The organism is Robinsoniella sp. KNHs210 (assembly GCF_000686105.1).
Lineage (GTDB): Bacteria > Bacillota > Clostridia > Lachnospirales > Lachnospiraceae > Robinsoniella > Robinsoniella peoriensis.
This window is the reverse complement of sequence record NZ_JMLZ01000002.1, coordinates 1,512,872-1,539,061: the sequence shown is the minus strand read 5'-3', so window position 1 is coordinate 1,539,061 and position 26,190 is coordinate 1,512,872. Positions and strand designations below refer to the sequence as shown.

Annotated in this window: 29 protein-coding genes; 28 read left to right on the top strand and 1 reads right to left on the bottom strand. The window is 41.1% G+C overall.

Features of this window, described 5'->3' with window-relative positions:
- Positions 1-100: 100 nt before the first annotated feature.
- The 15 genes from CD03_RS0113710 to pgeF all read left to right on the top strand — a co-directional run bounded on the left by CD03_RS0113710 (position 101) and on the right by pgeF (position 10,056).
- Positions 101-1,006 (top strand): phosphatidylserine decarboxylase, encoded by a 906-nt coding sequence (locus CD03_RS0113710; protein WP_330373793.1) that lies wholly within the window; start codon positions 101-103, stop codon positions 1,004-1,006.
- 65 nt (positions 1,007-1,071) lie between these two features.
- A complete protein-coding gene (gene ylxM / locus CD03_RS0113705; protein WP_027294139.1) occupies positions 1,072-1,398 on the top strand; it encodes a YlxM family DNA-binding protein in 327 nt (108 codons plus the stop codon).
- Between the two features lie 3 nt (positions 1,399-1,401).
- The gene (gene ffh / locus CD03_RS0113700) at positions 1,402-2,748 is read left to right on the top strand and encodes a signal recognition particle protein (RefSeq protein ID WP_027294138.1); all 1,347 of its coding nucleotides are present in this window, start codon (positions 1,402-1,404) and stop codon (positions 2,746-2,748) included.
- Between the two features lie 36 nt (positions 2,749-2,784).
- Entirely contained in the window at positions 2,785-3,030 is a 246-nt protein-coding gene (gene rpsP, locus CD03_RS0113695; RefSeq protein ID WP_027294137.1) for a 30S ribosomal protein S16, read from the top strand.
- 16 nt (positions 3,031-3,046) lie between these two features.
- On the top strand, positions 3,047-3,274 hold the full coding sequence (locus CD03_RS0113690; protein ID WP_027294136.1) for a KH domain-containing protein: 228 nt from the start codon (positions 3,047-3,049) through the stop codon (positions 3,272-3,274).
- Between the two features lie 135 nt (positions 3,275-3,409).
- Positions 3,410-3,916, top strand: a complete 507-nt coding sequence (rimM, locus tag CD03_RS0113685; RefSeq protein ID WP_027294135.1) for a ribosome maturation factor RimM — start codon at positions 3,410-3,412, stop codon at positions 3,914-3,916.
- A 3-nt stretch (positions 3,917-3,919) separates the two neighbouring features.
- Positions 3,920-4,657, top strand: a complete 738-nt coding sequence (trmD, locus tag CD03_RS0113680) for a tRNA (guanosine(37)-N1)-methyltransferase TrmD (RefSeq protein WP_027294134.1) — start codon at positions 3,920-3,922, stop codon at positions 4,655-4,657.
- A 172-nt stretch (positions 4,658-4,829) separates the two neighbouring features.
- Positions 4,830-5,177: a 50S ribosomal protein L19 gene (gene rplS, locus CD03_RS0113675; RefSeq protein WP_027294133.1), complete on the top strand. Its 348-nt coding sequence runs from the start codon at positions 4,830-4,832 to the stop codon at positions 5,175-5,177.
- 71 nt (positions 5,178-5,248) lie between these two features.
- Entirely contained in the window at positions 5,249-5,833 is a 585-nt protein-coding gene (lepB, locus tag CD03_RS0113670; protein WP_044289375.1) for a signal peptidase I, read from the top strand.
- 15 nt (positions 5,834-5,848) lie between these two features.
- Positions 5,849-6,700 carry a ribosome biogenesis GTPase YlqF gene (gene ylqF / locus CD03_RS0113665; protein ID WP_027294131.1) on the top strand — a complete coding sequence of 284 codons (852 nt, stop codon included), beginning with the start codon at positions 5,849-5,851 and terminating at the stop codon, positions 6,698-6,700.
- 38 nt (positions 6,701-6,738) lie between these two features.
- Entirely contained in the window at positions 6,739-7,317 is a 579-nt protein-coding gene (gene lepB / locus CD03_RS0113660) for a signal peptidase I (RefSeq protein ID WP_027294130.1), read from the top strand.
- 102 nt (positions 7,318-7,419) lie between these two features.
- Positions 7,420-7,986, top strand: coding sequence for a signal peptidase I (gene lepB / locus CD03_RS0113655; RefSeq protein WP_027294129.1), 567 nt, complete (start codon positions 7,420-7,422; stop codon positions 7,984-7,986).
- Between the two features lie 15 nt (positions 7,987-8,001).
- A complete protein-coding gene (locus CD03_RS0113650; protein ID WP_027294128.1) occupies positions 8,002-8,763 on the top strand; it encodes a ribonuclease HII in 762 nt (253 codons plus the stop codon).
- 13 nt (positions 8,764-8,776) lie between these two features.
- A complete protein-coding gene (locus CD03_RS0113645; protein ID WP_027294127.1) occupies positions 8,777-9,133 on the top strand; it encodes a YraN family protein in 357 nt (118 codons plus the stop codon).
- A 59-nt stretch (positions 9,134-9,192) separates the two neighbouring features.
- On the top strand, positions 9,193-10,056 hold the full coding sequence (gene pgeF, locus CD03_RS0113640) for a peptidoglycan editing factor PgeF (RefSeq protein WP_044289374.1): 864 nt from the start codon (positions 9,193-9,195) through the stop codon (positions 10,054-10,056).
- Between the two features lie 447 nt (positions 10,057-10,503).
- Here pgeF and CD03_RS0113630 read toward each other — a convergent pair whose 3' ends face one another.
- Positions 10,504-11,679, bottom strand: coding sequence for a ribose-phosphate pyrophosphokinase (locus tag CD03_RS0113630; RefSeq protein ID WP_027294125.1), 1,176 nt, complete (start codon positions 11,677-11,679; stop codon positions 10,504-10,506).
- Positions 11,680-11,922: 243 nt separating this feature from the next.
- On the opposite strand from CD03_RS0113630, the gene CD03_RS0113625 reads away from it, so the two are divergent.
- The 13 genes from CD03_RS0113625 to CD03_RS0113560 all read left to right on the top strand — a co-directional run bounded on the left by CD03_RS0113625 (position 11,923) and on the right by CD03_RS0113560 (position 26,189).
- Complete coding sequence (locus tag CD03_RS0113625) at positions 11,923-13,242, top strand: DUF512 domain-containing protein (RefSeq protein WP_027294124.1); 1,320 nt, start codon at positions 11,923-11,925, stop codon at positions 13,240-13,242.
- Between the two features lie 22 nt (positions 13,243-13,264).
- Entirely contained in the window at positions 13,265-14,593 is a 1,329-nt protein-coding gene (gene der, locus CD03_RS0113620) for a ribosome biogenesis GTPase Der (protein WP_027294123.1), read from the top strand.
- 6 nt (positions 14,594-14,599) lie between these two features.
- The gene (gene plsY, locus CD03_RS0113615; protein WP_027294122.1) at positions 14,600-15,238 is read left to right on the top strand and encodes a glycerol-3-phosphate 1-O-acyltransferase PlsY; all 639 of its coding nucleotides are present in this window, start codon (positions 14,600-14,602) and stop codon (positions 15,236-15,238) included.
- A 32-nt stretch (positions 15,239-15,270) separates the two neighbouring features.
- Positions 15,271-16,278, top strand: a complete 1,008-nt coding sequence (locus CD03_RS0113610) for an NAD(P)H-dependent glycerol-3-phosphate dehydrogenase (RefSeq protein ID WP_027294121.1) — start codon at positions 15,271-15,273, stop codon at positions 16,276-16,278.
- Between the two features lie 14 nt (positions 16,279-16,292).
- Positions 16,293-17,063, top strand: a complete 771-nt coding sequence (locus CD03_RS33490; RefSeq protein ID WP_052377796.1) for a CFI-box-CTERM domain-containing protein — start codon at positions 16,293-16,295, stop codon at positions 17,061-17,063.
- A 119-nt stretch (positions 17,064-17,182) separates the two neighbouring features.
- On the top strand, positions 17,183-17,869 hold the full coding sequence (locus CD03_RS0113600; RefSeq protein WP_027294120.1) for a ClpP family protease: 687 nt from the start codon (positions 17,183-17,185) through the stop codon (positions 17,867-17,869).
- Positions 17,870-18,358: 489 nt separating this feature from the next.
- The gene (locus CD03_RS0113595) at positions 18,359-19,234 is read left to right on the top strand and encodes an undecaprenyl-diphosphate phosphatase (RefSeq protein ID WP_027294119.1); all 876 of its coding nucleotides are present in this window, start codon (positions 18,359-18,361) and stop codon (positions 19,232-19,234) included.
- 18 nt (positions 19,235-19,252) lie between these two features.
- On the top strand, positions 19,253-22,123 hold the full coding sequence (locus tag CD03_RS0113590; protein ID WP_027294118.1) for an FtsK/SpoIIIE family DNA translocase: 2,871 nt from the start codon (positions 19,253-19,255) through the stop codon (positions 22,121-22,123).
- Between the two features lie 87 nt (positions 22,124-22,210).
- Positions 22,211-23,101, top strand: coding sequence for a sulfide/dihydroorotate dehydrogenase-like FAD/NAD-binding protein (locus tag CD03_RS0113585; RefSeq protein ID WP_027294117.1), 891 nt, complete (start codon positions 22,211-22,213; stop codon positions 23,099-23,101).
- Positions 23,101-24,489 carry an NADPH-dependent glutamate synthase gene (gene gltA, locus CD03_RS0113580; RefSeq protein WP_027294116.1) on the top strand — a complete coding sequence of 463 codons (1,389 nt, stop codon included), beginning with the start codon at positions 23,101-23,103 and terminating at the stop codon, positions 24,487-24,489. The genes CD03_RS0113585 and gltA overlap by 1 nt, the downstream gene beginning before the upstream one ends.
- A 120-nt stretch (positions 24,490-24,609) precedes the next feature.
- A complete protein-coding gene (locus tag CD03_RS0113575) occupies positions 24,610-24,903 on the top strand; it encodes a Dabb family protein (RefSeq protein ID WP_027294115.1) in 294 nt (97 codons plus the stop codon).
- Between the two features lie 6 nt (positions 24,904-24,909).
- Positions 24,910-25,389, top strand: a complete 480-nt coding sequence (rlmH, locus tag CD03_RS0113570; protein ID WP_027294114.1) for a 23S rRNA (pseudouridine(1915)-N(3))-methyltransferase RlmH — start codon at positions 24,910-24,912, stop codon at positions 25,387-25,389.
- 236 nt (positions 25,390-25,625) lie between these two features.
- Complete coding sequence (locus CD03_RS0113560) at positions 25,626-26,189, top strand: TetR/AcrR family transcriptional regulator (RefSeq protein ID WP_027294113.1); 564 nt, start codon at positions 25,626-25,628, stop codon at positions 26,187-26,189.
- Position 26,190: the final 1 nt, after the last annotated feature.

The following is a 26,190-nucleotide window of genomic DNA, read 5'->3' as shown; positions in this document are numbered from 1 at the left end:
AACAACATTTTAAGAAAGATATGCAATAGGTGGTAAGGTTGAAAGAAAATGATGAAGTAGGAAGGAAGCCACGCTGTGATTCTTTCAACCTGTTTTATTTGTGGCAGTATTGCAGGTACGCCTGCAATATGCGATGGGTGTAAAAATGAAATACATCGACCGAAAAGGAAAACTATATGAAAACGAGGAAACGCAGGATAAAATCCTGCGTAAACTTTATGCTTCCCTATGGGGAAGATTATTGTTAAAACCTCTGATCCGTCCCGGATTTTCCGAATTAGCCGGAAAATTTCTGGATACCGGGGCATCCAGATGCATTATTAAGCCTTTCATACAAAAGAATAACATCGATATGTCACCATATGAACCCAGAGAATATCATTCTTTTAATGATTTCTTTACCCGTGAAATCAAACCGGAAGAACGGATGATTGATTATGACGAGACGCATCTGGTAAGTCCTGCTGACGGTAAAATCAGTGCTTATCATTTGGGTAATACCAATCGATTCTTCGTCAAGAACACCTGTTACACCATATCCTCATTATTACAAAACCAAAAGCTGGCAAAACGTTATAAAAACGGAGCAGCGATTATCATTCGGCTAAGCGTTGACGATTATCACCGTTATTGCTACCCCTCGGATGGTTTGAAATCCTCCAACTATTACATTCCCGGAGTACTTCATACGGTACAGCCGGCAGCCTGTGAAACAGTACCGGTTTATAAAGAAAACCAGCGGGAATATACGCTGATTAAAACCCGCTGTTTCGGTACACTTCTCCAGATGGAGGTAGGTGCGCTCCTGGTTGGACGCATTAAAAATTACCAGCAGGAAGGCTTTGTGAAAAAAGGACACGAAAAAGGGAAGTTTGAATACGGCGGTTCTACAATTATACTGCTTGTAGAACCGGATAAAGTTAAAATAGCACCAGAATTTTTTGAAAATACAGAGAACGGATATGAGACTTTCATTAAGATGGGAGAGTGTATCGGTAAAATTTAATTTTGTCAAGAAAAAATACTTGACAAGAATAACTTTATCGTATATGATAATCAAGGTGATTACAAATGGAAAAATTTGTGGAACAAACTTTATTATATGATTTTTACGGTGAGCTCCTGACGGAACATCAGAGAAATGTCTATGAAGATGTGGTTTTAAATGATCTGTCCTATACGGAAGTCGCGGAGGAGCAGAATATAAGCCGGCAGGGTGTACATGATTTGATAAAAAGGTGTAATAAGATTCTGGATGATTATGAGAACAAATTACATCTGGTTGAAAAGTTTTTGTCTGTGAAGGAAAAAGTAGAGCAGATTCATGCGCTTTCAAAAGGACAGCAGGGGCATGAGGAGATTGAAAGAATATCCAATGAGATATTAGAGGAGTTGTAATCTATGGCATTTGAAAGCTTATCAGATAAACTGCAGAATGTCTTCCGCAATTTACGAAGTAAGGGACGGCTGACAGAAGCAGATGTAAAGACTGCATTAAGAGAAGTAAAGATGGCTTTATTAGAAGCAGATGTAAGCTTCAAGGTTGTTAAGCAGTTCATCAAGGCTGTTCAGGAAAGAGCAGTCGGACAGGATGTTATGAACGGCTTGAATCCGGGACAGATGGTTATTAAGATTGTAAATGAGGAACTGGTTAAGTTAATGGGTTCCGAAACTACGGAGATCGCACTAAAACCCGGTAATGAAATTACAGTCATTATGATGGCCGGACTTCAGGGTGCCGGTAAAACCACAACAACGGCAAAGATTGCCGGTAAATTAAAGTCAAAAGGCCGAAAGCCATTGCTGGCAGCCTGCGATATCTATCGCCCGGCAGCAATCCAGCAGTTACAGATAAATGGTGAAAAGCAGGGTGTGGAAGTCTTCTCTATGGGAGACAAACAGAATCCTGTAAATATTGCAAAAGCCGCTATTGAACATGCGAAAAGCAAAGGATTAAATGTTGTAATCCTGGATACGGCAGGACGTCTTCATATTGATGAAGACATGATGAATGAACTGATTCATATCAAAGAAGCAATTCATGTTGACCAGACAATTCTGGTTGTAGATGCCATGACCGGTCAGGATGCCGTAAATGTATCCGAAATGTTTAATGAGAAGATTGGTATTGACGGCGTCATTGTAACCAAGTTAGATGGTGACACCCGTGGTGGTGCCGCATTATCTATAAAAGCAACCTGTGGTAAACCGATCTTATACGTCGGCATGGGTGAAAAGCTCTCGGATCTGGAACAATTTTATCCGGAGCGTATGGCTTCCAGAATATTGGGCATGGGTGATGTGATGTCACTGATCGAGAAGGCACAGGCCAATATCGATGAAGAAAAAGCCCGGGATATGGAACAGAAGCTGAAAAAAGCACAGTTTGGATTTGACGATTACTTAGAAAGTATGAATCAGATGAAAAACATGGGTGGAATATCCAGTGTATTAAGTATGATGCCTGGATTCGGCAGCAAAGCCAAAGATATTGAAGGAATGATCGATGAAAAGGATATGGCAAGAAAAGAAGCAATGATTCTTTCCATGACACCGAAGGAACGTTCCAATCCGGATATCCTGAATCCATCCCGCAAAAAAAGAATTGCCGCTGGTGCCGGAGTAGATATCAGTGAGGTAAATAAACTGGTAAAACAGTTTGACCAGGCAAGAAAAATGATGAAACAGTTCCCTGGCATGATGGGAGGCAAAGGTGGTAAAAGAGGTAAGTTCAAACTTCCTTTTTAACATATATTGAGAATAAACCAAGGAGGTGAAAGACAAATGGCAGTAAAGATTAGATTAAGAAGAATGGGACAGAAAAAAGCTCCTTTCTATAGAATCGTAGTAGCTGATTCCAGATCACCAAGAGATGGAAAATGTATCGAAGAACTCGGTACTTACAATCCAAACATCGAGCCTAGCGAATTCAAAGTTAATGAAGAATTAGCTAAAAAGTGGCTTGCTAACGGTGCTCAGCCAACAGAAGTAGTTGGTAAACTCTTCAAAATAGCTGGTATCGAAAAGTAGAACAGAGGTGAACGTGATGAAAGAATTAGTAGAAGTAATTGCAAAGTCTCTCGTTGAACATCCGGAAGAAGTAGAAGTAACTGAAAAAGAAACCGGCAAGTCTATTGTTGTAGAATTAAAGGTTGCTCCATCCGATATGGGTAAAGTTATCGGCAAACAGGGACGTATTGCGAAAGCAATCCGTTCTGTAGTCAAAGCTGCAGCTTCTAAGGATGATAAGAAAGTGATTGTGGACATCCTGTAGCTTTTGCTATAAGATTTCATAACGGTCAGGCCTCGTGAAAACGGGGCTTTTCTTACTTTATAAAAAAGTACGGTTTCACAGATTATTTTTAATAGAGAAGAACCCTCCAATTTTAACAAATGAAAGGAAGAGAAAATGGAAGATTTATTACAGGTTGGCATCATTTCCTCCATGCATGGCTTACGGGGCGAGGTAAAGGTATTTCCAACTACCGATGATCCGAACCGGTTCAAAAAATTAAAATCTGTCATTCTGGATACCGGAAGAGAAACAATGGATCTGCAGATCGAACAGGTAAAATTCTTTAAGCAGTTTGTAATCCTGAAATTCAAAGAATACAACGATATCAATGAGGTGGAAAAATTTAAAGGAAAAGGGTTATTTGTAACCCGGGAAAATGCCGTAAAGCTTAAACCAAACGAATACTTCATTGCTGATATGATCGGAATGCAGGTATGTACCGATGACGGAAAAGAACTGGGTATCCTTACCGACGTATTGGAAACCGGAGCAAATGATGTCTATGTGGTAGAAACTCCAGAACGGAAAGAAATTCTCCTTCCAGCCATTAAAGAATGTATCTTAAACGTTGATATCCAGGAACGGAAAATGGAAGTACACTTAATGGAAGGATTGGTGTAACCTATGAATTACCACGTATTGACCTTATTTCCTGAAATGATTCAGGACGGTTTAAATACCAGTATCATCGGGCGCGCAATGGAAAAAGGACTGATTTCCCTGCAAACCACCGATATAAGGGACTATTCCACCAATAAACACCATAAAGTAGATGATTATCCATATGGAGGCGGTGCTGGAATGGTAATGCAGGCAGAGCCTGTATATGGTGCCTGCAAAGCCGTTTCAGAGAAAATAGGATACCGCCCCAGAGTGATCTATCTAACCCCTCAGGGCAGCGTATTTAACCAGACTATTGCAGAAGATCTGGCAAAAGAAAAGGACCTGGTCTTTCTCTGCGGACATTATGAAGGAATTGATGAGCGGGTATTAGAAGAAGTCGTCACAGACTATCTCTCCATTGGTGACTATGTCCTTACCGGCGGAGAACTGCCCGCAATGGTCATGATAGATGCCATTTCCAGACTGGTACCCGGCGTTTTAAACAACGATGAATCTGCACAGTTTGAGTCTTTTCAGGACAATTTGCTGGAGTATCCCCAGTATAGCCGTCCCGAGGAATGGAATGGAAAAATAGTTCCGCCGGTTTTACTGTCCGGCCACCATGCCAATATAGAAAAGTGGCGGAGAGAGCAGTCTGTCATACGCACAGCCCTGCGCCGTCCTGATCTGTTGGACAAGGCTCAGCTCACAAATTCAGAGCTGGAATTAATCAGCAGAATATCAGAGCCGGAAGCGTAAATATTGTCCCTATTCTTTAGGATTTATTAAAGAATTTTCTTAAGGATTTATTAAAGAATTTTATTTGACATAATCCAACAAACATGATAAAATAAATAGCGTTGTGAGAAAAGAGATGGTCCTCTGTTACAGACAGTATTAAGAACATCCGATATAAATAAGGAGGCACACAATGAACGATATTATTAAGAACATCGAAGCAGCTCAGTTAAGAGCTGACGCACCAGAATTTAACGTTGGTGATACCGTAAAGGTATATGCAAAGATCAAAGAAGGAAGCCGCGAAAGAATTCAGGTTTTCGAAGGAACTGTTTTAAAGAAACAGGGCGGAAGCAATAGAGCTACATTTACTGTTAGAAAAAATTCTAATGGCATTGGTGTGGAAAAAACCTGGCCGCTTCATTCCCCAAGCGTGGAAAGAGTCGAAGTAATCAGAAGAGGTAAAGTAAGACGTGCAAAACTGAATTACTTAAGAAACCGTGTTGGTAAGAGAGCCAAGGTAAAAGAGTTAGTAAAATAATGAAATGAACCAGGGACAAATACTTAGGTAATTGTCCCTATTTTCTACTAGAGGCAATTGTGAGGTGCATTATGCGAAAAGAACGTGCAAGGAGCAGAGGGGATCGCCAAGGGGAAAAGAAAGAAACGAATACACTAAAATCTATCTTAGGATGGACATTCGAAATCATTGTAGTTATTTTATTTGCATATATCCTGGTATTTTTCTTTGGACAAGTACGGACAAACATCGGTCAGTCTATGGATACGACCCTGTCCGGGGGAGACAAAGTCCTGATTAATACCCTAGCGTATAAACTGGGTGGGCCTTCCAGAAATGACATTATATCATTTAAGCCAAATGGCAGCAAGACCAGCCACGCTTATATCAAACGCGTAATCGGACTTCCTGGAGAAACTATCCAGATTAAAGAAGGCATGATTTATATTAATGACAAGGTATATCTGGAAGATGCGGACTATCCATCGATCAGCAATACCGGTCTGGCTGATCAGCCCATCGTTTTGGGTTCTTCTGAATATTTTGTTTTGGGAGATAACCGCAACAACAGCGAAGACAGCCGCTACGCAGATATTGGCAACGTCAATATTGACGATATCGAAGGCAAAGTCTGGCTTCGTGTCTCACCAGCCAGTGAGTTTGGTTTCGTGAAGTAGAAAGGGCAGAAATTTATGAATTATCAATGGTATCCGGGTCATATGACAAAAGCCAGACGTATGATGCAGGAAGATATAAAATTAATTGATCTGGTTATTGAGCTTGTAGATGCCCGGATTCCACTAAGCAGCAGGAATCCGGATATCGATGAACTTGGAAAAAACAAAGCCAGACTGATTCTTTTAAACAAAGCAGATCTGGCAAATGAGAAGCAAAATGAATTGTGGTCGGCATATTTTAAAGAGAAGGGTTTTTTTGTCGTCAAAGTCAATTCCAAAAACGGTACCGGTATCAAGGCTATTAATGGTGTTATACAGGAAGCATGCCAGGAAAAGATAGAACGTGACCGCCGAAGAGGCATTAAAAACCGTCCGGTCAGAGCAATGGTGGTGGGGATTCCCAATGTAGGAAAGTCCACTTTTATTAATACCTTTGCAGGTAAAGCCTGTACCAAAACAGGTAATAAACCTGGTGTAACAAAGGGAAAACAATGGATCCGTTTAAATAAAAACGTAGAACTTCTGGACACTCCTGGAATTCTATGGCCAAAGTTTGAAGACCAGACAGTGGGCCTTCATCTGGCAATGGTCGGATCCATTAAAGATGAAATTTTAAATGTAGATGAATTAGGCATACAGTTGATTCACTTTTTGAAAGAGCACTATAAGGGAGTGCTTGCAGAAAGATATGAATGTGATGAGTCCGGTACTGATGTAGAAGTATTGGAACAAATCGCGGTAAACAGAGGCTGCCGCTTAAAGGGAAATGATTTAGATTATGCAAAAGCAGCTTCCACAGTAGTTGAAGATTTCAGGAGTGGAAGATTGGGGAAAATCACTATTGAATTTCCGGAAAGAAAAGTTTAAGATTAAAGGGACAAGAGTATAAAGAAAGTGGTGACGGAATGTCAAAAGGGGAAAATAAAGAACCGGGCGGTGAAGAGCCGTCCAGGAGCGTAGTGCGTGAACTTTTAAGCATGTTGATGTACATAGTGATCGTTCTCGTGCTGGCATTTGTAGTAATACATTTTATAGGACAACGTACCCAGGTTAGCGGTCCTTCCATGATTCCGGCTCTGGAAGATAAAGATAATCTGATTGTTGATAAATTAAGTTACCGTTTTCAGGATCCAAATCGTTTTGATATTATCGTCTTCCCTTATTATTATGAAGAGGAAACGTATTATATCAAACGGATTATCGGACTTCCCGGAGAAACGGTACAGATTAACAACGGAACCATCTATATCAATGGCGAAGTACTGGAAGAAAGTTACGGAAAAGAAGTGATGCAGGACAGCGGAATCGCCGAAGATCCAATTGTTCTTGGCAATGATGAGTATTTCGTAATGGGGGACAACCGCAATCAAAGTAAAGACAGCAGGGATCCCCATGTAGGCAATATAAAGCGTTCCGATATTATCGGACGCGCATGGGTAAGAATCTGGCCTTTCAGCAAATTTGGTGTACTGAAACACCAATAAAATCATAATGTTTGGAATAAGCCGGAAATGAGCAGGTGTAAAAGTCTGCCATTGCCGGCTTCATTTAATATATACTAATAAGTAAAGGAAGCGGTGGACAGCATGAGTCAGAAAAATACTGAGGAAAACAAGGAGAGAAGCATGTTAAGGGAGCTTTTAAGTATGTTACTGTATATAGCCATTGTATTAGTAGTAACATTTTTAATTGTTCATTTTGTAGGACAGCGTACACAGGTGGACGGATCCTCTATGTATCCCACACTGGAAAACCGGGACAATCTGATAACCGATAAGATTACATACCGTTTCAAAGATCCGGAGAGATTCGATATCATTGTATTTCCTTATCAGCACGCAGACCATACCTACTATATCAAACGAATTATCGGACTTCCGGGAGACACCGTGCAGGTCATAGACGGAAAAGTTTACATCAATGGTGAAGATTTAAATGAACATTATGGCAGAGAGACTATCGATGATCCCGGAACGGCTGCAGAACCGATCACTCTTGGCGATGATGAGTATTTCGTAATGGGTGATAACCGCAATAACAGCTCTGACAGCCGTGATCCCAATGTAGGGCTTATCCACAGAAAGGATATTATCGGCAGGGCATGGCTTAGAATCTGGCCATTCAGTAAATTCGGATTCTTGAAGCATCAATAGAAAACAGAGGTATTTATGAATAAAAAAATATCAGAGATAAAAGAAGAATTTGAGCATGCCGGATCAAAGGAGCAGCTTTTGCAATTAATGGAAACCTATGCTCCTGATACAAGGACCGGTGTGATCAGTCTGATCAAACGCTATCAGAAAAAAATGGATGCTCTGGAAGCCGAAAAGCAGCGTCTTGAAAAAATGATGGAATATGAGAAAGAATATGAATACATCGGATATGCCTGCGGCATCGACGAAGCCGGAAGAGGACCTCTGGCAGGTCCCGTAGTTGCCGGTGCCGTTATCCTGCCGCAGGACTGCAGAATCATGTATCTCAACGACTCTAAGCAGCTGAGTGAAAAGCGGCGTGAGGAATTATTTGATGAGATTATGGAGAAAGCTCTTGCAGTTGGCGTGGGAATGGCAGGCCCTGCAAGGATTGATGAAATCAATATACTGCAGGCCACCTACGAAGCCATGAGAACCGCAGTATCAAAGCTGTCCATGGTTCCCCAGATTCTTCTTAACGATGCGGTTACCATTCCGGGCATTACGATACCACAGGTACCCATCATCAAAGGAGATGCTAAAAGCTTATCCATCGCTGCGGCAAGCGTAATCGCCAAAGTAACCAGGGACCGGCTCATGAAGGAATATGATGCTGTTATGCCGGAATATGGTTTTGCATCCCATAAAGGATATGGTTCAGCCACCCATATCGCAGCAATAAAACAGTATGGTCCATCTGCAATACATAGAGCTACCTTTATCAAAAATTTTATCTGACAGGAGATTTTGATTGAATAAACGTGTTATTGGTATCATAGAGGAAGACAAAGCCGCTGCCTATTTACAAGCGCAGGGCTTTGTTTTATTAGAACGCAATTACAGATGCAGGATAGGAGAGATAGATATCATCGCAGCCGATGGTTCCTATCTTGTTTTTGTAGAAGTAAAATATCGAAAAGACAGCGGGAGAGGTACATCTCTGGAAGCCGTCAATTACCGAAAACAGGCTGTAATCTGCAAGGTTGCCCGCCATTATCTTATGATACACCACAAGGCGGAAGATACACCCTGCCGTTTTGATGTAGTTGGCATCGACAACCATAAGATCACACTGATTAAAAATGCATTTCCTTTCCAGCTTACTTAAGTTCGTACTTCAGAACCAGAAGTCAGTAAATTCCATCTCAAAAAGGAGGATATCACATTATGAATATCAAAAGAACCGGAGGCCACGTGATTTGTACGGTTAAAAACGAAACTACTGTACCATTTCTTTCTTTTCCCATGCTGGAAGATACGGGTGTCACCATACATGGCTTCTCTACCCGCCTTGGGGGAGTCAGCAGGGATCATCTCACAAGTATGAATCTCAGCTTCTCCAGAGGTGATAAGGAAGAGAACGTTCGTGAAAATTTCCGCCGTATAGGGGAATCCATCGGCTTTTCCTGTGAAAATCTGGTATTTTCCGATCAGACCCATACCACTAACGTAAGAGTCATAACAGTAGAGGACCGGGGAAAGGGATTTGTGAAGCAAAGAGATTACAGCGATATTGACGGTATGATTACCAATGTACCGGGGCTGGTTCTGTCCACTTTTTATGCCGATTGTGTTCCCCTTTTCTTCGTGGATCCGGTTAAAAAGGCAATCGGACTGTCTCATTCCGGCTGGAAAGGAACCGTAGGTAAAATCGGCAGGGTAACCGTTGAAAAAATGACGGCTGAATATGGTTCGGATCCAAAAGACATATTTGCAGCAATCGGTCCTTCCATTTGCCAGGACTGCTATGAAGTCAGCGAAGATGTTATCCTGCAATTCAGGGAAAATTATGATCCGGCCTTATGGGATTCCTTGTTCTATAAAAAAGCAAACGGCAAGTACCAGCTAAATCTCTGGAAAGCAAATGAATCTGTATTTCTGGAAGCCGGAATCATAAAAGAACACATCAGCATAACCGATATCTGCACCTGCTGTAACCCGGAAATCCTGTATTCACACCGTGCTTCTCAGGGAAAGAGGGGAAACCTTGCCGCTTTCCTGGCTCTTAAGACTGCACCCAAGCAGCTATAAAAAAGCCTTAAGCACAGCATACGCTGCCCGAACCTATTGATTGTTACAAAAATGTAAGGTTAAAAACCAAAATGTAAGGTAAATCCATAGCAACAGCCGCCTTCTTCTTTTATAATAGACTTAAATGGAAAACACGTAAACTTTTACAGAAAGAAGGAGGGTTATAATGAAAAGTTTTCTTCTCACTGCGTTAAGTGCAACATTTGGATTTATCGGATTTTTATGGGTAGCATCAAAAGCTCTGCATATCCTGCTATACCTGATTGATCAAAAAATTGTACGATGACAACTGATACATATGAATTATTAAAACCAGACCTTATATTCATACAATGAAAAAATGAATATAGGATCATTATCTGTCATTATATTGACAAGATCGCTGTCATAATTATATAAACGCAAAAATAAAAATGGCCTTTCACAGCCATTTTTATTTTTATATCTTTATTTTCTTTTGTTGTACTTCTCCAGCAATTCATGAATCTTATCCGTAGGAGACTGTACACGGCTGATGGAAACATCATGATTCAGGGAATCAATGATACTTGCCAAAAACTTTGTCATATCAGCTTCTTCATAATACGGGCGATCCAGAAGTTCCGGCATGCGGTAATTTAGGTTCGTTGTAATTACTTTTTCAATATATCCCTTTTCATAATACTCATCAAATTCCTGCAGACCATCTGTGAAAAGGCCGAATGTTGTACATACGAATACTCTTTTCGCCTGACGTTCTTTCAATTGTTTTGCCACATCCAGCATACTTCCGCCGGAAGAAATCATATCGTCGATTACGATCACGTCTTTTCCTTTAACGGAATCTCCCAGGAATTCATGGGCAACGATCGGGTTCTTACCATTGATAATCGTAGAGTAGTCACGGCGTTTGTAGAACATACCCATATCCACACCCAGGATATTAGAGAAGTATACGGCTCTGCTCATAGCACCTTCATCCGGGCTGATAATCATTAAATGGTCATTGTCAATTTTTAAATCCGGTGTGGACTTAATCATTGCTTTTAAGAACTGGTAAGTTGGCATGAAGCTGTCAAATCCGCTTAATGGGACAGCGTTTTGTACTCTTGGATCATGGGCGTCAAAGGTGAGAATATTGGTAACTCCCATATTGATTAACTCCTGTAAAGCAAGAGCGCAGTCCAAGGATTCGCGATTGGAACGTTTATGCTGTCTTCCTTCGTATAAAAACGGCATTACAACATTGATTCGTCTTGCTTTTCCGGTAGCAGCAGAAATGATACGTTTTAAATCCTGAAAATGGTCATCCGGGGACATATGGTTTTCATACCCGCATACAGAATAGGTCAGGCTGTAATTACATACATCAACCATAATAAATAAGTCGGTTCCACGAATGGAAGATTTAATCATCCCTTTTGCTTCTCCGGTACCAAATCTCGGGCATTCGCAGTCAACCAGATACGTGTCCTGGCAGTATCCCTGGAAAGCGATGCTGTCCTTTTGATGGGTTGGGGAAGTGTGGCGGAATTCTACCAGATACTGATCAACGACTTTTGCAAAATCGCGGCAGCCTTCCAGCGGAATTATTTTCAGTGGTGCCACAGGCAGTGATTTACATAATGGTTCTAAATTTGGCATAAATTAACCTCCAAAAAATACGTATAATTGAAATTATTACATATACTTATATTAAATCTTTATAAATACCACTCTATTTATATCATTTTGAGTTGTCTCCGTCAAGATAATTGTCGTATAAAAGAAAAAACAAGAGATTTTTGTACAAAAATAAGAGAGATCTGTACCAATCTAAAAATCAGACGTTGCATTTTAGATTTGAATTTAGTATTATATAGGAAACAAAGGAGTAAAGATCAGATTATGAAAAAAACAAAACATATCATCGGCCGTGTTCTTGTCGGAAGCATTGCAGAGGAGATGGAAATCGAACCTGGCGATGTTCTGGTATCTATAAATGGTAAAATAATTGAAGACGTATTTGATTATCATTATCTCATCAACGAAGAATACCTGGAGTTACTGGTTGAAAAAAGCAATGGGGAAGAATGGGAACTGGAGATTGAAAAGGAATTCGAAGAAGATCTGGGCATTGAATTTGAAAATGGTTTGATGGACGAATACCGTTCCTGCCGCAATAAATGTATATTCTGCTTTATTGACCAGATGCCGAAAAACATGCGTGAAACCCTCTATTTTAAAGATGACGATTCCAGGCTGTCTTTCCTGCAGGGGAACTACGTTACACTCACAAATATGAGTGACCATGATATCGAACGGATTATCACCTACAAGCTGGCACCCATCAATATATCCTTTCATACAATGAACCCTGCACTGCGCTGTCAGATGCTGAACAACCGTTTTGCCGGAGAAGCACTGAAGAAAGTGGACAGACTGTATGAAGCAGGGATAGAAATGAACGGTCAGATTGTTCTATGTAAAGATATCAACGACAAGAAAGAACTGGAATATACCATTGGAGAACTTACAAAATACATTCCTCATTTAAAAAGCGTATCTGTGGTTCCTGTGGGAATGACACAGTACCGGGATGATTTATTCTCCCTGAAACCTTTTACAAAAGAAGATGCAATAGAAGTACTGGACTGTATACACCGCTGGCAGAAGAAATTATTTGCCGAATTCGGTACGCACTTTATTCATGCCGGGGATGAATGGTATATACTTGCCGGAGAAGAAATGCCTGCGGAAGAGACCTATGATGGATACCTGCAGTTAGAAAATGGTGTGGGAATGACAAGGCTTCTGTTAAACGAAGTAGAAGAGGAGTGTCAGAAACTAATCGGTAACAACCGAAAACAAGAGCTTTCTATTGCTACCGGTGTCTTAGCTTATCCTTATATAAAAAGCTTAAGCGAAAAAGTCTGCCAAAAATATCCCGGCATTCAGGCCCACGTATATGAAATTAAAAATAATTTCTTTGGAGAGCGGATTACCGTTGCCGGGCTCTTAACGGGAAATGACATTATTTCACAGTTAAAAGGGAAAGATCTGGGGCAGCGCCTCCTGCTTTCTGACAATGTCTTACGAAGCGGGGAAGACGTCTTTTTAGACGATGTAACGGTATCTGAAATGGAAATTGCTTTACAAACGAAGGTAAGTATTGTAAAATCAAGCGGTCGGGCTTTTGTCGAAGCCCTGATACAAAAGGAAGAATAAAAGACACAAGAGGTGAAAATATATGAGTAAACCAATCGTTGCAATCGTAGGAAGGCCAAACGTTGGAAAGTCCACATTGTTCAATGCTCTGGCAGGAGAAAATATTTCTATAGTAAAAGATACGCCGGGTGTTACAAGAGACCGTATCTATGCTGATGTAGAATGGCTGAATATCAATTTTACATTAATAGATACCGGCGGTATTGAACCGGACAGCAAAGATATCATATTAGCGCAGATGAGAGAACAGGCTCAAATCGCTATTGACACTGCAGATGTTATTATATTTATAACAGATGTACGTCAGGGACTGGTAGATTCCGATGCCAAAGTAGCAGACATGCTTCGCCGTTCCCAGAAACCGGTTATTCTGGTCGTGAATAAAGTAGATAATTTTGACCGTTTAATGTCCGATGTATATGAATTCTATAATTTAGGAATTGGAGATCCCGTTCCCATATCAGCTATTTCAAAGCTTGGAATTGGCGATATGCTGGATGAAGTTACAAAGCACTTTCAATTAGATGATACCGAGGATGAGGAAGATGACAGACCGCGTGTAGCCGTAGTAGGCAAGCCAAATGTTGGAAAATCTTCTATTATAAATAAACTTCTGGGAGAAAACCGTGTGATCGTTTCCAATGTTGCAGGAACCACAAGAGATGCCATCGATACTGCAATTACGTTTAACGGACAGGAATATGTATTTATTGATACTGCAGGACTTCGAAGAAAGAGTAAAATCAAAGAAGAGCTGGAGAGATACAGTATTATTCGTACCGTTACCGCAGTAGACCGTGCAGATGTAGTTGTCGTAGTTATCGATGCAGTAGAAGGCGTAACGGAACAGGACGCTAAAATTGCCGGCATTGCCCATGAACGCGGTAAGGGAGTCATTATCGTAGTAAATAAATGGGATGCTATTGAAAAAGATGATAAAACAATCTATAAATATACAAACAAAGTAAAAGATACACTTTCTTATATGCCATATGCCGAAATTATGTTTGTTTCCGCAATGACAGGGCAGAGACTGAATAAGCTTTTCGAAAATATCGATATGGTAATTGAAAACCAGTCCATGCGTATCGCAACCGGTGTCTTAAATGAGATTATGACGGAAGCAGTTGCTCTGCAGCAGCCACCATCGGACAAAGGAAAACGTCTGAAATTGTATTATATTACCCAGGTAGCTGTGAAGCCGCCTACCTTCGTCATTTTTGTGAATGACAAAGAGCTGATGCATTTTTCCTACACCAGATATCTGGAGAACAAAATCCGGGATACTTTTGGATTCAGAGGAACATCGCTTAAATTTATTATTCGTGAACGTAAGGAAAAGGAGAAATAATTGGTTATGGAACGTATCATCTGCTTAGTTATCGGATATGTATTTGGTCTTTTTCAGACCAGCTATATTTACGGCAGGATGCATGGCATCGATATTCGTGAACATGGAAGCGGCAATGCCGGAAGTACAAATATGCTGCGGACTCTTGGAAAGAAAGCAGGACTGATTACTTTTGCAGGGGACTGCCTCAAATGTATCCTGGCGGTAGTAATCATCCGCCTGGTGTTTGGCAGGTCACATCAGGATATCCTGCCCCTGCTGGTATTCTACGGTGCGGCTGGCACGATTTTAGGGCATAATTATCCTTTTTATTTAGGCTTTAAAGGTGGAAAAGGGATTGCCGCAACTGCAGGACTTGTGTTATCATTTAACTGGATTATGGCAATCCTTGGCATTGTTACTTTTTTTACGACTTTCTTTACAACTCACTTTGTATCACTTGGTTCCCTTCTGGTCTATGTGGGAATCATGATCGAATTGATTGTACTCGGTCAGACCGGATTTTTTGAAATGACCCAGCCGCATTTGAATGAGCTGTATGCTATTGGTGCTTTTCTAGCGATTCTTGCATTCTGGAAGCATCGGGCAAACATCGGGCGTTTACTAAGCGGTACGGAAAACAAAACCTTTTTAAGTAAGAAATAAGTCATTACATAAAACACAATGGGGGTAATCATATGGTTAAGATAGGCGTTATTGGAGCCGGCAGCTGGGGTACGGCTCTGGCGGTATTGTTGCATAAAAACGGACATGAAGTTACGATCTGGTCTATTATAAAAGAAGAAGTGGATATGCTGCGTGAAAAAAGACAGCATGAATCCAAACTTCCGGGTGTGGTAATTCCAGAGGACATAACAATTACAAACGATTTGAAAGCGTCTATGACCGATAAGGATATTCTGGTTCTTGCCGTTCCTTCTCCTTTTACGAGAAGCACCTGTAAGATGATGAAAGAATTTTTAAAACCTGGTCAGATTGTTATGAATGTAGCAAAGGGAATTGAAGAGAATTCACTGTTTACCCTGACCGATATTATGGAAGAAGAGCTGCCTGGCGTTGATGCGGCTGTTTTATCCGGTCCAAGCCATGCAGAAGAAGTTGGAAGAGGCCTTCCAACCACCTGCGTTGTTGGTGCACATTCGAAAAAGACCGCAGAATATCTGCAGAACATTTTCATTAGTCCTGTATTTCGAGTTTATACAAGCCCGGATATGCTTGGTATAGAGTTGGGTGGGGCATTGAAAAATGTAATTGCACTGGCTGCAGGTACCGCGGACGGACTGGGCTATGGCGACAATACAAAAGCTGCTCTTATTACCAGAGGAATTGCAGAAATTTCCCGCCTTGGCATGAAAATGGGTGGAAAACCGGAAACTTTCTATGGTCTGACAGGAATTGGGGATCTGATCGTTACCTGTGCCAGCGTTCACAGCCGTAACCGGAAAGCAGGTTACCTGATTGGAAAAGGTTATACCATGCAGGAAGCCATGGATGAAGTTAAAATGGTAGTCGAAGGAGTCTATTCTGCAAAAGCCGCTATGGGGCTTGCGAAAAAGTACGATGTAGAACTGCCGATTATCGAACAGGTGAATAAAGTTTTATTTGAAGGAAAGAATGCTGCCGAAGCAGTAAATGAATTAATGCAGCGAGACAAAAAGCTGGAGCATTCTGATTTGCTTTGGTAAGGAGGATATGAATCATGAATTATTATACTGTAGGCATTGAAGGTATGCCAAGACTTCTGTTGGAGATCGAAGATCCACTGGGTAATTTTCGAAAGAAATTATATCCGGCAGCATTTAAAAATTACTTTGAAAAAAATATGGTTACTTTCCAGGCTATCGAAAACGGTTACCAGGATGTAGTAGACAAAGATCAGTTTCTGTCAAATATGGCTAATGCCCTTGTAGAAACTGCAGATGAAAAGATTCAGGCTCAGGGTAAAAAGAATAATCAGGAAAAATTATTAATGGATTATAATTTGTATATGGCTGTTTACGTACTACCTGCCATATTGGAATTCCATGGTGAATCCTCCAAACCTTTAACTGAAAAATTACTGGCTGGGTGGAAAGAGCATTTTCCGAAGACCAATATACAGGCAGCAACTTATGAGCATATTGAACATGGATTTCACCGGAAATTCTGTTATATTACTACTGCCGTCTGTGAAACTTTCGGAAAGCCGGATGATTGTTATGAATTAACCATTCTACGTAATTACCGTGACGGTTATCTGATGGATCAGCCAGAAGGAGAAGAAATCATCAAAGAATATTATGATGTAGCTCCAACCATTGTGAAACACATTAATAAAAATCCGGAAAAGTCGTCTATTTACCAGGGTGTCTGGGATAAATACCTTCATCCCTGCATTCAGATGATTGAAGACAATAAAAATGAAGAGTGCAAGGAACTTTATATACAGATGGTCAGGGACTTGCAGACAGAATATTTTTATAACAGATAACTGTTATGAACAGAACAGAAGCCAAAAGGGTTTTGTTCTGTTTTTTTATGCATCAGATTCTGCTTAAGTGGGAATGCTACGATTAGCATATTTGAATAAAAAACAGGAGGAATTATAAAATGGCTAATGGAAACAATGATGATAAATCCGGCAAAGATGAAAAGAAAGAGCAGCAGCAGGAAGAAATCAAGGAAATGGGACAAATAACCTTGGATCATAAGATTCACCTTTTGACAGTAATCGGAGAAATTGAAGGTCACGAATGCCTTCCTTCAAACAGCAAGACTACGAAATACGAACATGTCCTTCCCCAATTGGCAGCAATTGAAGACAGCAATGATATTGAAGGCGTTCTGGTTCTGTTAAATACCGTAGGCGGGGATGTGGAAGCAGGACTGGCAATTTCTGAAATGCTTGCTTCCTTAAGCAAACCCACCGTATCTCTGGTTCTGGGCGGAAGCCACTCCATAGGCGTTCCTATCGCCGTATCCACCGATTATTCCTTCATAGTAGAGACAGGAACCATGGTTATCCATCCTGTACGAATGAGCGGTACCGTAATCGGAGCACCTCAGACATACGATTACTTTAAACAGATGCAGGACCGTATCCTTGGATTTATAGCCTCACACTGTGATGCTAACAGGGACCGCCTGGAAGAACTCATGTTAGACACCGGAATGCTGACCAAGGATCTGGGAACCATTCTTGTGGGTAAGCAGGCAGTGGATGAGGGCATCATTAATGAAGTTGGCGGGATTAAGGATGCACTGAAGAAAGTTTATGAGTTGATTAAAGCGAAATAGGGTTGATAAAAGGACGCTTTGTAGATGGGGGTGGTGCAGGTCAAGAGAAGGGGGCGGACCATGGCAGGCGTTTGGAAGGCGTATAGCAGATCTGAACATTTACTTACCTTGCCGGAGTGTTTTTTGGCGGATAGTATTCGACTGGCTCCCATCGGATACTAAGCGGGCACTGAGCTGCGAAATGCATCAGGATTTCACAGCGAATGCCCGCGTGCCGCCAAAAAGCGCTCCGGGAAGGTTATAAAATGCCAGTTCTGCGGTAAGCCTTCCAAACGCCTGCCATGGTCCGCCCCCTTCTCTTTTCGAACACTACATCTAATACAAAGCGTCTATTATCAGCAACCCACTCCCTAAATTTTCTTCATTGTAAATTCTCTCAATATATGCTATAATTAAGCGCTATAATAAAAATGTTTACACTATATAAAAAATATAAGATACAGTTCTTCTTTGCAGTAGCGGGGAAATGGACGAAGAGGAGAAATGGTTATGTCAATATTAGAGTCTATCCTGCTGGGACTGGTACAGGGGATTACGGAATTTCTGCCAGTCAGCAGTTCGGGACATCTAGCTATTCTACAAAACGTATTCCACATCAAAACAGATGGAGGAATGTTGTTTGATATTTTGCTTCACGTAGGTACGTTAGTCGCAGTTTTCATCGTATATCGAAAAGATATCCTGAGAATGATTGTGGAAGCAATCTGCATGTGCATGGATTCTTTTCAAAATGGGAAAACCTTTCTGCACAATCGGAAACACGATGATGCACTTCGCTACAAGAAAGTAGTACATAACAATTATCGTAAATTTGTTTTGCTTGTAATCGTATCTACGATTCCTACCGGAATTATTGGCTATGCCGCCAAAAGTCTGGTTGCCGCAGCAAGTATGACACTGGTAATTCCGGGTGTTTGTCTGTTGCTGACCGGAGTTCTTTTGCTGGTATCTGATATTTCAGAAGACGGTCATAAAATTCCAAAAACAGTTTCCTACTCCAATGGTTTTATTATCGGTATCTGCCAGGGAATAGCTACTCTACCTGGTCTGTCCCGTTCCGGAACCACAATTGCGGCATGTCTTTTAAGCGGGTTTGACCGGAAATTTGCTGTAAAATATTCATTTATTATGTCAATCCCTGCTATTTTAGGGGCAGCAGTTCTGGAACTAAAAGATATTGGAAAAGAAACAATTACTTTTTCCCAGTTTGGTATTTACCTGATTGGAGCTATTGTTGCCGGTGTAGTAGGTTATGTATGTATGAAAACTATGCTTGTAGTAGTACGTAAGAAGAAATTTAAAGGATTTGCATTCTATTGCTTTGCAGTAGGTATATTTGCAATTGTTGCGCATTTTGTATTTTAAGTAAGGAGAGACAGATTCATGACTGCGAATTCGCAAAGAACCAGTAACGGAACGAAGAAAGGAAGCACCGCCAGAAAAACCAGTACGGCGAAGAAGACAAACGGAAGAAAACCACAGACCAAAAACAAAAGACAGACTTCCAGGAAACAGTCTTATAACAAACCAGGTGCCATACTTCGGGATGAAATTATATTGTGGGCGATATTGGCAGTTTCCGTAATTATCTTAATCAGTAATTTCAATCTCGGGGGTTCTCTTGGCCAGAAAATCAGTTCCCTTTTTTTTGGTGTGTTTGGTTTTATGGCATATATCGTTCCATTTATTTTATTTTTTACAACAGCATTCATCATTTCTAACAAACAAAATTCAGCCGCATGGAGAAAAACGGCAGCTGTATACGCATTTTTAATTGCTCTGTGTTCTATTTTTGAATTAATCGTAAACAGTTACGATCCGGAGAAAAAAATTCTCGAATTTTACCAATTCAGTTCTAAGTATAAGACCGGTGGCGGTCTTGCCGGCGGATTGCTCTGCAAGGCATTTTGCCCAACTATCGGCATCGTAGGCGCCTATGTGCTTATCATCATTCTGATGCTGATCTGTATTGTTTTAATCACTGAGCGTTCTTTATTTGCGGGTATGAAAAACAAAACCAGCAGAGTTTATGAAAACGCAAGAAAAGATGCTTCCAGAAGAAAAGAAATCTCCGCTGCAAAAAGACAACAGCGGGATATGCAAAGAGATCAGCAGAAACAGCAGGAGTTAAAAGAAGTACTGGATCAAATCCGTGCTGAGACTGCGGGCGTAGTGGTAAAACCACGGGAAGAAGCAGCCGCCGGGAAGCGAAGTACTAAAGCCAGTAAACGGCTGGGTAAGAAGATATCAGGAGTGAGTATGGATACGGCACTGCAGAACGGCGACAATACCTTTGATGAAATACATGAGGTAATACCGTCTGTTCCCCCGTCTCCGGCCATGGCACAGATTGACTTTACAATACAGCGTAATGACAGTGAGACAGCAGCGCCTGCTAATGACAGCAGCGGTGGTATTACGATCATGGATTCCGAACCGGGCAACCCGGAGACAGAAATCGAAAAAGAATCTTCTGATATTGATTTTGTGATTACAAACAATAATTCGGACGATATAACAGATACGGAACCGGTAATAGACGAGTCTATTTTTGATGTGAAAGACGAACCTGCTCCTACCCCGGAACCTGTTTTTGAAACGTCACCGGTAATGGATCCTATAGAAGAGGAAAAAATGCCGGATATCACGGTTCCGAAACTTAAATTTCCAGATGCAGCTCCTCCGGCCAAAGTGAACAGGAGCTCCAAATCTTCTCCTGCAGAAGTACAGGCGGGAATCCAAACGGTAGAGCAGGAAATGGAAATAACCGCACAGGTTGTAAAACCCCAATATGTATTCCCATCCATCGATTTGCTGAAAAAGCCAAAACGAGGAAAGAATGGCGATACAGACAAAGAATTGCGTGAAACAGCAATTAAACTACAGACTACTCTTCACAGCTTTGGTGTTGACGTAACAGTAACCAACGTTAGCTGCGGGCCTTCTGTAACAAGATATGAACTAACCCCTCAGCAGGGTGTAAAAGTCAGCCGTATCGTAAATCTTGCAGATGATATTAAATTAAATCTGGCTGCAGCTGATATTCGAATTGAAGCACCGATACCTGGCAAATCTGCTGTTGGTATTGAAGTTCCAAACCATGAAAACAGTGCTGTTATGTTAAGAGAACTTCTGGAATCAGATGATTTTAAGAATCATCCCTCCAATCTGGCATTTGCTGCCGGTAAAGACATTGCCGGAAAAGTAGTTGTAACGGATATTGCAAAGATGCCCCATCTTTTGATCGCAGGGGCTACCGGGTCCGGTAAATCCGTCTGTATCAATACCATTATCATGAGTATTTTATACAAAGCGAAGCCAGAAGATGTGAAACTCATTATGATCGATCCTAAAGTCGTGGAGTTAAGTGTTTATAATGGAATTCCTCATCTTATGATTCCTGTTGTAACCGACCCTAAAAAAGCAGCGGGAGCCCTGAACTGGGGCGTAGCTGAAATGACCGAACGATATAAAAAGTTTGCGGATCTAAACGTGAGGGATCTGAAGGGATATAATGCAAAAATTGAATCCGTTGCAGATATAGAGGATGAAAATAAGCCGGAAAAACTACCTCAGGTCGTTATCATTGTAGACGAGCTTGCAGATCTTATGATGGTGGCACCGGGAGAAGTAGAAGATTCCATCTGCCGTCTGGCACAGCTGGCACGTGCTGCCGGAATTCATCTGATCATAGCGACCCAGCGTCCTTCGGTCAATGTAATCACCGGTCTGATTAAAGCGAATATGCCGTCCAGAATAGCATTTTCCGTTTCATCCGGTGTGGATTCCAGAACGATTATCGATATGAACGGGGCTGAAAAGCTGCTGGGTAAAGGTGACATGCTCTTTTATCCACAGGGATATCAAAAACCTGCACGAGTTCAGGGTGCTTTTGTTTCTGATTCCGAAGTTGGTGATGTGGTAGAATTCCTCGCTCAGACGAATATGAGCGGTGATTATAACAAAGAGGTAGAAGAGCAGATCAGTAAAGTCCAGCAGGCTGTTAACGACAGTTCTTCCGGCGGCAGCGAAGTAGATGCTTATTTTACAGATGCAGGAAAATTCATCATTGAAAAAGATAAGGCTTCTATCGGGATGCTGCAGCGCGTATTCAAAATAGGTTTCAACAGGGCAGCCCGTATTATGGATCAGCTTGCTGAAGCAGGGGTTGTTGGCGAAGAAGAAGGCACGAAGCCCAGAAAAGTTATCATGTCAATGGAAGAATTTGAAAATTACATTGACGAGTACATTTAATATTGAATTTTTGATAGGTTTGCTTTATAGTAGTAATGAGGTAAAAAATAGAGCCTATAAGACTCTGTTAAAAATAGGAGGATGATTATGTACAAAATACGTAAAGCAGAAAAACTTGCGGACAAGATTTTTCTCATGGTAGTTGATGCACCAAGAATTGCCAAACATTGTCTGCCAGGACAATTTGTCATCGCAAAAGAGGATGAAAAAGGGGAGAGAATTCCACTTACCATCTGTGATTATGATGCAGAAGAAGGAACAATTACCATCGTATTCCAGATCGTAGGTGCTTCCACAGAAAAATTCTCAAAAATGCAGACGGGAGATTATTTCAGAGATTTTGTAGGACCTTTAGGACAGCCTTCTGAACTTTGCACAGAAGACCTGGAAGAAGTAAAAAAGAAAAAAATCTTATTTGTAGCGGGTGGTGTTGGTACAGCTCCGGTATATCCCCAGGTAAAATGGCTACATGAACAGGGAATTGCAGCAGACGTTATTATGGGTTCAAAAACGAAAGATTTATTAATTCTGGAAAAAGAAATGGAAGCAGTTGCAGGCAATCTTTATGTCACAACTGATGATGGTTCATACGGCAGAAGCGGTATGGTTACAAAAGTCATTGAAGACCTCGTTCAGAACGAAGGAAAAGAATATGATGTTGTAATCGCAATCGGTCCGATGATTATGATGAAATTTACATGTCTGACCACAAAGAAGCTGGGTCTTCCTACTGTTGTCAGCATGAATCCGATAATGGTAGATGGTACCGGCATGTGCGGCGCCTGTCGTTTAACCGTAGGCGACGAAGTAAAATTTGCATGTGTAGACGGACCTGAATTCGACGGACACTTAATTAATTTCGATGAGGCCATGAAAAGACAGCTGATGTATAAAACAGATGAAGGCCGTGCAATCTTGAAATTGCAAGAAGGAGATACACATCATGGCGGATGTGGAAATTGCGGAGGTGACAAATAATGGGTGACGTATTAAAAAAGGTTCCGGTAAGAGAACAGGCTCCGAAAGTCAGAGCCGCCAATTTTGAAGAAGTATGTCTTGGATACAATCAGGACGAAGCCATGGAAGAAGCAGTACGCTGCATCAACTGTAAAAATGCAAAATGTATTACCGGCTGTCCTGTTTCCATCAATATCCCGGGATTTATCAGTGCAGTGAAAGAAGGAAATATAAAAGAAGCTTATAACGTTATTTCCGAATCCAGTTCCCTCCCGGCTATCTGCGGACGTGTATGCCCTCAGGAGAGCCAGTGTGAAGGAAAATGTATCCGCGGAATCAAAGGTGAACCTGTTTCCATCGGTAAACTGGAACGTTTCGTAGCTGACTGGGCAAGAGATAATGATGTTAAACCACCTGCACCGGCATCCTCCAATGGACATAAGGTAGCTGTGATCGGTTCCGGTCCTGCAGGACTTACCTGTGCCGGTGATCTTGCAAAAATGGGATATGATGTTACTATATTTGAAGCCCTTCATGAGCCGGGTGGAGTATTAGTATATGGTATTCCGGAATTCCGTCTTCCGAAATCAGATGTTGTTGCTAAAGAAGTAGAAAACGTAAAATCTCTTGGCGTAAAGCTGGAAACAAACGTTATTATAGGTAAATCCACAACCATTGATGAGTTGATGAATGACGAAGGATTTGAAGCGGTATTTATCGGATCCGGCGCAGGTCTTCCAATGTTTATGGGCATTCCTGGCGAAAATGCAAACGGAGTATTCTCTGCAAATGAATATCTGACCAGAAATAACCTGATGAAAGCATTCCGGGAAGATTATGACACACCAATCGCACGTGGGAAAAAAGTAGCAGTAGTCGGCGGAGGAAACGTTGCAATGGATGCTGCAAGAACAGCTCTGCGTCTGGGTGCAGAAGTACATATTGTTTACCGCAGAAGTGAAGCTGAACTTCCAGCCAGAGTAGAAGAAGTACATCATGCAAAAGAAGAAGGCATCATCTTTGATTTATTAACCAATCCGATTGAGATTCTGGTGGATGAAAACGATGCTGTGAAAGGCATGAAATGTATCCGCATGGAACTTGGGGAGCCGGATGCATCCGGCAGAAGACGTCCAGTGGAGATTCCGGGATCTGAGTTTGAATTAGAACTGGATACGGTAATCATGTCACTTGGAACTTCTCCAAACCCATTGATTTCTTCCACAACCATCGGTCTGGATATTAATAAACGTAAATGTATTATCGCTGATGAAGAAACCGGTAAGACCAGCAAAGACGGTGTTTACGCAGGCGGAGATGCCGTTACAGGCGCAGCTACCGTTATCCTTGCTATGGGTGCCGGAAAAGCCGCAGCAAAGGGAATTGATGAATTTTTAAAAAACAGATAATTGGTAAAATCAATAATCATTATGTATAGAATGAGGGCGGAAGCGGTACCTTCCCCCTCATTTCTAATATAAAAGTTTTAGATAATATAAAATCACAAAAAAGCATAAGGAGCAATCGCTATGGTAAAACACATTGTACTTTGGAATTTTATAGAAACTATGTCAGCAGATGAAAAAAAAGAAGCGGGGCTGAAAATGAAATCTGTCCTGGAACCTCTGAAAGACGTAATACCAGGCGTTATTTCATTAAAAGTAGTTCTGAATGAACTTGACAGCAGCAACCGTGACATCGCCCTGATTGCAGAATATGAGAGCGTAGAAGCACTGAATAATTATACCGTTCATCCTGCACATGTAGAAGCCGGTAAATTTGTCAGAAGCGTAACCTGCAACCGTGCCTGCCTGGACTTTTAATTCTCAATGAAAATAACATTAATTACCGTAGGCAAAATAAAAGAAAAATATTTTACAGATGCCATTAAGGAATATGCCAAACGCCTCAGCCGGTACTGTAAGCTTGAGATTCTGGAACTGGCTGATGAAAAGACACCGGATGGGGCAAGTGAAGCAGAAGAGTTGCAGATTAAAGCAAAAGAAGGCGAACGTATCCTAAAAGCCATCAAAGAGGGTACTTATGTATTTGCTCTGGCAATTCAGGGAAAGAAAATGTCTTCCGAAGACTTCGCAGACACAATCAACCGTCTTGGCATCGGCGGTGACAGCCATCTGATGTTTATCATCGGCGGTTCTCTGGGACTGGATGAGCGGGTATTAAAAAGAGCTGACCGCCTGATCAGTTTTTCTGACATGACCTTTCCCCACCAACTCATGCGGGTAATTTTATTGGAGCAGATTTACCGTTCCTATCGAATTATACAAAATGAACCCTATCACAAATAAATCATGTATAAAATGAAATCTTAGATTATGCTATAGCAGAGGATTACATGATAAGAACAACAACGAAGTAATTATGAAAATTTTTTACTCAAAGAAGATCAGAAAGCAAAAGTTATTTTCAGAAATGAAAAGACTTTTGCTTTTTTATTATGCAATTTCCATTTCTATTGACAATATCAGATCCACCCATTATAATAACATTAGTTATATAACTATAGTTATTTATAAGGAGTGTTATGCCTAAACAAAAAATAACCAAACAAAAAATTCTGGATTCCGCTTTTGAATTACTGCGTTATAGCGGTCATGAAGCGGTGAATGCACGCAGTGTAGCGAAAGCGACAGGCTGTTCCGTCCAGCCAATTTACAGTTATTATGAGAATATGTCTGAGCTTATGCTTGATTTATTTGACCATACCCAGCAGTTTTTAAGCCAGTATATTGAAAAAAATGCATCACAGGAATGCTACTTTGCGTCCATTGGCAAATGCCATATCGGATTTGCCAAAGATGAGAAGTTTCTATTTCGTTTTCTGTATCTGTCTGAATATATGAATGCTGCTAATTTTGAAGATATTATCCGACAGTGTACCAGAGATGATGTTACGGAATCCATTATGAATTCCCTTGATTTGAATAGGGAAGAATCAAAAAAAATTTACCTGAACATGATGCTCTATACTCACGGCATTGCTTCCATGATCGCTACAGGAGCCGCGGATATTCCCTATGAGGATGTACAGAGTTTAACGGATGCGGCATTTAGAGCATTTTTAGACCAGTCCAGAAAGGAGACTTAAA